This window comes from Arthrobacter sp. UYCo732 (assembly GCF_040547265.1).
GTDB lineage: Bacteria > Actinomycetota > Actinomycetes > Actinomycetales > Micrococcaceae > Arthrobacter.
On the sequence record NZ_JBEPPJ010000037.1, the window covers coordinates 1 to 7,289 of the forward strand.

Below are 7,289 nucleotides of genomic sequence, written 5' to 3' on the forward strand. Positions count from 1 at the left end.
GCGAGGCCGGTGATCTGCCACGCCCGAAACCAGAATCCGCGGCCGACACCGAAATCCATCAAGACCAACCCCGGATCGGTGGATCAAGGCTTAGTAAGTGGCCATGAATCCGCTAGCTTTGAGCCTCATTGAACTGGGAGCAGTGGTGTTTTCCCTCGGCCTGTTGGCCAGACTGGCAGGACGGATCGGAATGTCACCCATCCCTTTCTATCTCCTGGGCGGCCTCGCCTTTGGCACGGGCGGGATTGTTGACCTTGAAGGCATGAAGCATTCCGCGCACCTCTTCGGGGAGATCGGCGTTATTCTGCTGTTGCTTATGCTCGGGCTGGAATATTCGGCGTCCGAACTTTTCACCGGACTGCGAAGATCGTGGCAGGCCGGCCTCCTTGATCTCGTCCTGAACTTCGTAGCGGGGGGCAGCACTTGCCCTGTTCCTGAACTGGGGATTCGTGGGTGCCGTGGTGATGGGCGGCGTCACCTACATCTCGTCGTCGGGAATCGCGGCTAAGGTGATCACTGATTTGGGCTGGCTGGGCAACCGGGAAACCCGTGTGGTGATCTCCATCCTTGTGTTTGAAGACCTGACCATGGCGGTGTACCTTCCCGTCCTCACCAGTATTCTTGCCGGCGCCAGTTTCCTCGGCGGGCTCACCACCGTGGGCATTGCGTTGGCTGTGGTGACCGTGGTCCTCACGCTTGCGCTGCGCCACGGACACCGGGTCTCCAAGATTGTCCACAGCGAGAACTCAGAGGTGTTCCTCGTGAACATCCTGGGCGCGGCCCTGCTCGTAGCCGGCGTGGCGTCCGCCATGCTGGTGTCAGCGGCAGTGGGGGCCTTCTTGCTCGGCATCGCGATCTCCGGCGCCACATCGCACAATGCCACGCGTATTCCGGCACGGCTGCGGGACCTTTTGCCGCGATCTTTTTTGTGGCGTTCGGGCTTAACACTGATTTTGCCTCCATTCCGCCAGTGCTTGGCTGGGCGCTCGTCCGCGCTCTTGTCACCGCCGCCAGCAAAATGGCCATCGGTATCTGGGCCGCCAAGCGTGAGGGCATTGCCCGCCACGGCCGTCTCCGTGCCGGAGCGGCGCTAATAGCCCGCGGGGAATGCTCGATCGTCATCGCGGGCCTGGCCGTGGCATCCGGTGCCGTCACCCAGGAACTGGCGGCCATGGCGACTGCCTATGTGCTGGTCATGGCCGGGGTTGGCCCGTTGGCCGCGCGCTACATCGAACCGATGCTGGACATCGTGCTGCGCGCAGAACTCGTCGTTACCAAAGCCTAATAGCTGTGCTGTGGAGGGGCTCTTCTTCGCGCACCTGCTCATGGTCAGCGTCACCTCGCACGGCAGCGAGAGTGAGAACCCGGCCATCGACTCACCGCAGCCCAAAGTCCACCGTCCGCGGACTGTCGCGGACTGGTGGCCGAACCAGTTTGACCTCACCGTGCTCCACACCCACAACCCGGCGGGCAACCCGCTCGGCCCCACGTTCAGCTTTAGCGAGGAGTTCCAGAAACTCGACGTCGAGGCGCTCAAGCAGGACATCGTTCAGGTCCTAACGACCTCCCAGGACTGGTGGTCCGCGGACTTCGGCCACTACGGCGGCCTGATGATCCGTCTGAGCTGGCACGCTGCCGGCACCTACCGCGTCCACGACGGCCGCGCCTGTGCCGGGGACGGCAGCCGGCGGGTCGCACCGCTGAACAGCTGGCCGGACAACGATAAGGCGCGGCGGCTGCTGGGGCCGGTGAAGCAGAAGTACGGCCAGAAGCTCTCCTGGGCTGACCTGATAGTCCTCGCCGGCCACGTGACCCTCGAGTCGATGGGCTTTGACACGTTCGGCTTTGCTTTCGGCCGCGAGGACGTGTGGGAGCCCGAAGAGATCTTCTGGGGTCCCGAGGACACCTGGCTCGGCGACGAACGCTACATCGGCGAGGGCCAGATGTCAGCGGAGGTCGGCTCCACGGAGATGGGCCTGATCTACGTCAACCCCGAGGGGCCGATGGGCAACCCGGACCCGCTCGCAGCCGCGGCGTTCATCCGCGAGACGTTCAAGCGCATGGCGATGAAGGACGAGGAGACCGTCGCGCTGATCGCCGGCGCATACCTTCGGCAAGACCCATGGCGCCGGTGACGCCGATGCGCACGTCGGCCCAGAACCTGAGGGCGCCAACCTTGAGGCACAGGGGTTGGGGTGGCTCAGCACCTACGGGACCGGCAAGGAGCCGGACACCATCACATCCGGCCTGGAAGTCACCTGGACGGACCGGCCCGCCGAGTGGAGTGACCGCTTCTTCGAGATCCTCCTTGGGCACGAGTGGGAGCTTGTCAAGAGCCCGGCGGGTGCCCACCACTGGGTGGCCAAGGACGCCGAAAAGGTCATCCCGGCCGCCCATGAGCCCGAGAAGAAGCACCGGCCAACGATGCTCACCACGGACCTGTCGCTGCGCGTCGACCCCATCTATGGGGAGATCTCGCGGCGTTTCCTGGAAAACCCGGACGAGTTCGCGCTTGCGTTCGCCAAGGCCTGGTACAAGCTTTTGCACCGCGACATGGGCCCGGCCGGCCCCCACCTGCTCGGGCCGTGGGTCCCGGAGGCCCAGCTCTGGCAGGACCCCTTCCCGGCAGTAGACCACGAGCTGATCGACGAGCAGGACACCGCGTCACTGAAGGCCCGGCTCCTGGACTCCGGCCTGTCCGTCTCCCAGCATGCCGGCACCGCGGGGTCCGTGCTTCGACCTTCCGCAAGACCGACAGGCGCGGCGGCGCCATCGGGGCACGGATCCGGCTGGACCGCAGCGCGGGAAGGCCAACGAGCCGGGTCAACTTTCCACTGTTCCGCAGGCAATTGAGACGGTGCAGCAGCAGTTCAACTCCGCCCAGACCGGAGGCAAGGCGGTGGAGAAAGCAGCAGAAATGCCGGCTTTGCCCTAACGGTGCCCTTTCCGACCCGGCCGCACCGACGCAGCCCAGGACCAGACCGACGTTGGGTCGTTCCAGTACCTGCAGCCGCGGGCGGACGGCTTCCGCAACTATGTGCGCCCCCGGCGGGAAGCTCCAGCCGGAGACTCTCCTGCTCGACAAAGTGTATCTGCTGGACCTTTCGGCCCCGGAGATGACAGCGCTGGTCGGTGGGATGCGTGCCCTCAGCACCAACGTCGGCGGTTCCGGCCACGGCATCCTCACCGACAGGCCCCAGGTCCTGACCAACGATTTCTTCGTCAACCTGCTCTCTCCGGCACCTGGTGGAAGGCGTCGGAGACGGACGAAACGTCTACGAAATCAGGGACGTCGCCACCCGCGAGCTGAAGTGGACCGCCACACCGGTGGCCCTCGTCTTCGGCTCCAACTCCCAACTCCCAGCTCCGGGCGCTGGCTGAGGTCTATGCGAGCGACGACGGCAGGGAGAAGTTCGTCAACGACTTCGTGGCGGCTTGGTTGAAGGTCATGGAGCTAGACCGTTTCGACCTGAACTGACCGGGGCGTCCGGGCCGGCAGCGGAATGCAGCCGGCGGCTGAATGAGCCCGGATCGGCGGAGGGTAGTAGCTGACGTGTCAGGCCCGGGCGCTACCCGGGCCTGACACGATAGTGCTCTCGCGGTCAGGCTGCGAAAATGACAAAGAATTTCCTGATCCGCTCCTGGATCTCCCACGTCCCCTGCCACCCGATCGGGAAGATGGCGGCGGTTCCGGCCTCCAGAGTGATGGGTTCAGCGCCATCCTCGGTGACCACCATGCGGCCTTCCAGGACATGAATCGCCTCACCTCGCTCCAGGAATTCCCATCGTGAGAGGCCTGGGTCTGCTTCCCAGACTCCAGAGAGGATGCGGGAGTCGTCGCTGGTGAAGGGAATGGCAATTCGCGTTGCTATCTCGTCCCCGATTACCTCGGCCAGCGGAGGGCCGAGCGGGGATTCGTCTAGGTCGCTCGCGAAGAGTTCGGTGGGCTGGAAAGTTACGCTCATGGGTTTTGCCTTTCTGCTTTTACTCGCCGGCAACGTCTCCGGCGGGCTGGTGGATGACCAGTTAGAGGCACTGTAGCCCAGCCTGTTCGGGTGGGGAAGCGACCGCGCGCCGCTACGGCGCGCCGCTCAGACTACCCATTGGGGTAGTCAAAACCATCCCGAAATGGCGTTTCCCCTATCCGCAAATGACTGGACCATGGAGGCTAGGCCAAGCTCCAACAGATCCGCCCATCGCGAAAGGACGCCCCATGCTACAACCTTCAGATTCTTGCCTTGTGACGTGGATGGGCCGGGAGGCCCTCGCCGAGGCCATGATTCCGGTGATTGGCCGGCTGTACCGCGAAAACAATGTGGTGACCAGCATCCACGGCCGCAGCCTGGTCAATAAGTCCACCATGAACATCCTGAAGGCGCACCGCTTCGCACGCCGGGTCAGCGGAGGCGAGCTGCTCCTGGAGGAGACCGCCCCGCTCCTGAACACCCTCTCCAGCTTGGAGCTGGGCTCGGCAGCGATCGATATCGCCCGCCTCAACCAGAAGTTCAAGGAAGAGGGTGCCGGGGCAACGCTGGAGGAGTTCCTCCGGGCCGAACTCGCCGAGGTCGTGGGCAAGCGTGGTGCTGATGACCGCAGCAGCACCGACGTTGTGCTTTACGGTTTTGGCCGCATCGGCCGGCTGCTGGCCCGCCTGCTCATCGAAAAGGCAGGCGGCGGCCAGGGCCTGCGCCTGCGCGCCATCGTGGTGCGCCGCGGCTCGGACAAGGACCTCACCAAGCGTGCCAGCCTGCTGCGGCGCGACTCGGTCCACGGCCCGTTCGAGGGCACCATCCGCGTTGACGAGGAAGCCAACACCATCACCGCCAACGGCGTGCAGGTCCAGGTGATCTACTCGGACAACCCGGCCACGATCGACTACACCGCCTTTGGCATTGACAACGCCCTGGTTGTGGATAACACGGGACGCTGGCGTGACGCTGAAGGCCTGTCGCAGCACCTGCAGAGCAAGGGCGTGGCCCGGGTCCTGCTGACTGCACCGGGCAAGGGTGCGCTGAAGAACATCGTGCACGGTATTAACCACGGCACCATCCTGGACTCGGACCAGATCGTGTCCGCGGCGTCCTGCACCACGAACGCCATCACTCCGGTCCTGAAGGCCATCAACGACAGGTTCGGCGTGATCCACGGCCATGTGGAGACCGTCCACTCCTTCACCAACGACCAGAACCTGATCGACAACTTCCACAAGGGCGACCGCCGCGGCCGTTCCGCCGCGCTGAACATGGTCATCACCGAAACCGGTGCGGCAACAGCTGTGGGGAAGGCGCTGCCCGAACTTCAGGGCAAGCTTTCCGGCAGCTCCATCCGCGTCCCCACCCCGGACGTTTCGCTGGCCATCCTGAACCTGAGCCTGGAAAACGGCACCACCAAGGATGAAATCAACAGCTTCCTCCGCGACATGTCGCTGCATTCGGAACTGCGCAAGCAGATCGACTACATCGACTCGCCCGAGGTTGTTTCCACCGACTTCGTCGGCTCGCGCCGCGCCGGAATCGTGGACGGCCTTGCCACCATCTCCAATGACAAGAACGTCATCCTCTACGTCTGGTACGACAACGAGTTCGGCTACAGCTGCCAGGTGGTCCGGGTCATGGCGGAAATGGCAGGCGTCAACTGGCCCTCGTTCCCCGCGAGGGATGTGGTTCAGGAGGCCATGTCAGTGCTTGCCGCGTTGAAATCGGCCTAGCTGACGGAGACTCAATGCTCTTTATTGATTCCTCCGCGGGTAAGGAACCGCCTCTGAAGCCGCCATCGGCTGACCGGACTCCCGTGCCCACTCCTTTGAGGAAACCTGTTCTCCTCTCCGAGGTCCGGCCCGTCAGGGGCCGTGACCGGGAGATGCAACAGCTCATCCACGATCTCGCCGTCCTGGCCGCCAAGCATGATCAGCAGGTCATCGGACGGCCGTCCCCGACAGGAGGCTCCCCATGAAGCGGCACGTGCAGCTCCGCCTCGTACGGTGTAGCGCACCCCGGATTTGCAACCGGTTTGTGCCCTACTACCTAGCTTCAACAACACTTCCAGGCGCCACAGTGTGGCGATCTGCCTGCAAACCCTCTCCCAGAATTTGAGCCGAAACATGAAAATTGGAATCCTCACCAGCGGCGGCGACTGCCCCGGCCTGAACGCGGTCATCCGCGGCGCCGTCCTTAAGGGCATTACCGTGCACGGCCATGAATTCGTGGGCTTCCTGGACGGCTGGCGCGGTGTGGTTGAAGGCGACATCATCGACATTCCCCGCACCATGGTTCGCGGCATCGCCAAGCAGGGCGGCACCATCCTGGGCACCTCCCGCACCAACCCGTTCGAAAACGGCGGCGGACCTGAAGTCATCAAAGCCCACATGGACCGCCTCGGCATTGATGCCATCATCGCGATCGGCGGCGAAGGGACCCTGGCCGCGGCGAAGCGGTTGACCGACGCCGGGCTGAAGATCGTTGGTGTTCCCAAGACCGTGGACAACGATCTCGACGCCACCGATTACACCTTCGGCTTCGACACCGCAGTGCAGATCGCCACCGAAGCCATCGACCGGCTGCGCACCACTGCGGAATCCCACCACCGCTGCATGATCGCCGAGGTCATGGGCCGGCATGTGGGCTGGATTGCCCTGCACGCCGGCATGGCCGCCGGCGCCCACGCCATCCTGATCCCGGAGCAGGGAGTCAGCATCGAGCAGACCGCGCAGTGGGTGAAGGAAGCCCACGCCCGTGGCCGCGCACCGCTGGTAGTGGTGGCCGAGGGCTTCGTTCCGGACCACATGGAATCCCCCCACTCCGAGCGCGGACTGGATACCTTCGGGCGCCCCCGTCTGGGTGGCATCGCGGATCAGCTCGCCCCCGAACTTGAGGCCCGCACCGGCATTGAAACCAGGGCCACGATCCTGGGCCATATCCAGCGCGGCGGCGTGCCGTCCGCCTTCGACCGCGTCCTGGCCACGCGCCTGGGCATGGCCGCCATTGATTCCGTGGTTGAGGGCTTCTGGGGCACCATGGTGGCGCTGAAGGGAACGGATATCCGGCACGTGAACTTCCAGGAAGCCCTGGGCAAGCTAAAGACAGTCCCACAGGACCGTTACGACGAAGCAGCGGTCCTGTTCGGCTGAGCCTCCTGGGCACAAGAATGAGGTCTCGGTTCACACGCCTTCTGGTTTCCGCGCTGCCCTGTTGAGAAATTCCAACACCCGCGCGTTGTTTGCCGCGTCCGTGAGATTGTAGCGGAGCGGCCTACCGTTGAGGACGCTGTCGGCGAAGTGTTCGCCCATCCGG

The 7,289-nt window shown here is 64.2% G+C and carries 5 protein-coding genes and 1 pseudogene; 5 read left to right on the top strand and 1 reads right to left on the bottom strand.

The features are described from left to right. Window positions 1-190: 190 nt before the first annotated feature. The 3 genes and pseudogenes from ABIB45_RS22155 (at window position 191) to ABIB45_RS22165 (ending at window position 2,853) form a co-directional block, all read left to right on the top strand. Window positions 191-1,285 (top strand): annotated as a pseudogene (locus ABIB45_RS22155) (cation:proton antiporter). 10 nt (window positions 1,286-1,295) lie between these two features. Beyond that, a complete protein-coding gene (locus ABIB45_RS22160; RefSeq protein WP_354217991.1) occupies window positions 1,296-2,135 on the top strand; it encodes a peroxidase family protein in 840 nt (279 codons plus the stop codon). A gap of 55 nt (window positions 2,136-2,190) precedes the next feature. After that, entirely contained in the window at window positions 2,191-2,853 is a 663-nt protein-coding gene (locus ABIB45_RS22165; RefSeq protein WP_354217992.1) for a hypothetical protein, read from the top strand. A gap of 749 nt (window positions 2,854-3,602) precedes the next feature. Here ABIB45_RS22165 and ABIB45_RS22170 read toward each other — a convergent pair. After that, window positions 3,603-3,965 carry a cupin domain-containing protein gene (locus ABIB45_RS22170; protein ID WP_354217993.1) on the bottom strand — a complete coding sequence of 121 codons (363 nt, stop codon included), beginning with the start codon at window positions 3,963-3,965 and terminating at the stop codon, window positions 3,603-3,605. A 248-nt stretch (window positions 3,966-4,213) separates the two neighbouring features. Here ABIB45_RS22170 and ABIB45_RS22175 point away from each other — a divergent pair, with 248 nt between their 5' ends. Together ABIB45_RS22175 and ABIB45_RS22180 are read left to right on the top strand one after the other, a co-directional pair. Beyond that, window positions 4,214-5,707: a glyceraldehyde-3-phosphate dehydrogenase gene (locus tag ABIB45_RS22175; RefSeq protein WP_354217994.1), complete on the top strand. Its 1,494-nt coding sequence runs from the start codon at window positions 4,214-4,216 to the stop codon at window positions 5,705-5,707. A gap of 393 nt (window positions 5,708-6,100) precedes the next feature. Then, on the top strand, window positions 6,101-7,126 hold the full coding sequence (locus ABIB45_RS22180; RefSeq protein WP_354217995.1) for an ATP-dependent 6-phosphofructokinase: 1,026 nt from the start codon (window positions 6,101-6,103) through the stop codon (window positions 7,124-7,126). The last annotated feature ends 163 nt before the right edge of the window (window positions 7,127-7,289 follow it).